This window comes from Streptomyces sp. NRRL S-495 (genome assembly GCF_000966955.1).
Lineage (GTDB): Bacteria > Actinomycetota > Actinomycetes > Streptomycetales > Streptomycetaceae > Kitasatospora > Kitasatospora purpeofusca.
In genome coordinates, this window is sequence record NZ_JZWY01000282.1 from 1 (window position 1) to 690 (window position 690).

Annotated in this window: 1 protein-coding gene; it reads right to left on the minus strand. The window is 71.9% G+C overall.

What is annotated here, in order from left to right; all coding sequences use genetic code 11:
* Positions 1-209 precede the first annotated feature (209 nt).
* Positions 210-690: hypothetical protein (locus VR45_RS16195; protein WP_045940467.1), on the minus strand; the 481-nt coding region annotated here is incomplete at its 5' end.

Genomic DNA, 690 nt, shown 5'->3' on the forward strand with positions numbered 1-690 from the left:
GTTCACCACCGCGCAGACGACGTGGATGGTCGAGTTCGGCGGCCTGGCGTTCGGCGGCCTGGGCCTCGGTCTCGTCGTCGCCGCCCGTTCCTACGGCGCCCGCACCCACCCCGTCTGCCGGAGCGCCCTGGAACCGCCCCACCCCGAGCTCGCCACCCCCTGACCACCGGGCACCAGGTACCAGGCGGCCCCGTGCCCACGCACCCAGGTCAGACTTCCACCCACCGGGTGAAGTTGAGCAGGACCTCGGCGGGCGTGCGGTCGTGGTTCACCGTGAGCCGGCCGGAGCGCAGGTTCTCCTCGGTCCGGCGGAGGTTCTGCTGCCACATGTCGTGCCAGCTCAGCGGACTTCCGGTGTGCCGGACCTTGTCGGCGTCCGTGTTGCGGATGGCGAACGGAGCCTGCTGGGGCGCTCGGAGGACGCGCAGGCCGCGGGCCTTGGCCCGGTCCATCAGGTCGAGGTCCTGGCAGCCCATCGGAAGCAGCCGCTCGTCGTACCCGCCGAGCGCGTCGAAATGCGCGCGGGGCAGTCCGATGCGGCCGTACGACCCGTTGCCGCCGTCCGGTCTGCCGTCCGGGTTGGGGCTGAAGCCCCAGATCAGCAGGTCCGGGTCCGCCGTCCAGTGGGTGCGCCAGGCGGGGAGGGTGTCGCCGATGTAGTTGTCGGCGTCGAGGTTGATCAGGTGGGTG